Below are 1,159 nucleotides of genomic sequence, written 5' to 3' on the forward strand. Positions count from 1 at the left end.
GTGCCGTCGGTAACTACAACGCCCACGTCATCGCCTATCCGGCGGTCGACTGGCCGGCGCTCGCGTCGAACTTCGTCGACGGCCTCGGCCTTACGTTCAATCCGTACACGACGCAGATCGAGCCGCACGACGGCATCGCCGAATTCGCCGACGTACTCCGCCGGATCAACATCATTCTTATCGACCTCGCGCGCGACATCTGGGGCTACATCTCGCTGGGCTACTTCCGCCAGGCGCTCAAGGCGGGCGAAGTCGGTTCGTCCACGATGCCGCACAAGGTCAACCCGATCGACTTCGAGAATGCCGAAGGCAACTTCGGTCTCGCCAACGCCCTGCTCGGCCACTTCGCCGAGAAGCTCCCGATCAGCCGCTGGCAGCGCGATCTCACCGACTCCACCGTGCTGCGTGCACTCGGCACGGCTTACGGCCATTCGCTGGTCGCGATCGAGTCGCTGCTGAAGGGTCTGGGCAAGCTCAACGTCAACGCCGAGCGCGTCGCCGCTGATCTCGACAACAGCTGGGAAGTCCTCGCGGAAGCCGTCCAGACCGTCATGCGTCGCTTCGGCCTGCCGGAACCGTACGAGCAGCTCAAGGCGCTCACGCGCGGCCAGGGCATCACGAAGGATTCGATGCGTGCCTTCATTGCTGGCCTCGACCTGCCTGCCGATGCGAAGCAGGCACTGGCTGAGTTGACGCCTGCGTCGTACATCGGCCTTGCGGACAAGCTAGCCAAAGCGATCTGATCAAACTCGCACCGCGCCCGTAAAGTAGAAAAGCCCGGCATTCACATGTCGGGCTATTTCTTGCCATCGGGCGTCAGGCGTCAGGCGTCAATGGTGATCGTGGTCGTCACAACTATTGTCACGATTGCCACGATCGTCGCAGTGATGATTGGGACCGTTGTTATAGCGATCCGGGCCACCATCGCGATGATCACGGATGAGGCAGCCGCTCAGTGAGAATACGGAAGACAAGAGGATAGCGAGTAGAAACAGGCGTTTCATGGGTGGCTCCGGAGATAACGACCACGCGTTATATGGCTACAACGTACGCGCAGTCACATCAAAGGGCGATGACGACCGCCCTCAAACCCGGTCCCACTCCATCTTGAGATGCGCTCGTGACGCGCATTGAACGCCCATGACGGTCAATGCATCGA

2 protein-coding genes are annotated in these 1,159 nt (G+C 60.9%); both read left to right on the forward strand.

Translation table 11 applies throughout. From position 1 onward, the window contains the following. Nucleotides 1-743 (forward strand): lyase family protein (locus tag AC1DT2_RS24035; RefSeq protein WP_477299214.1); only part of this gene is annotated, 743 nt, incomplete at its 5' end. A gap of 45 nt (nucleotides 744-788) precedes the next feature. Then, nucleotides 789-959 (forward strand): hypothetical protein, encoded by a 171-nt coding sequence (locus tag AC1DT2_RS24040; protein ID WP_477299216.1) that lies wholly within the window; start codon nucleotides 789-791, stop codon nucleotides 957-959. Nucleotides 960-1,159 lie beyond the last annotated feature (200 nt).

The sequence above is a fragment of the Luteibacter sp. P4_E6 genome, assembly GCF_056401535.1.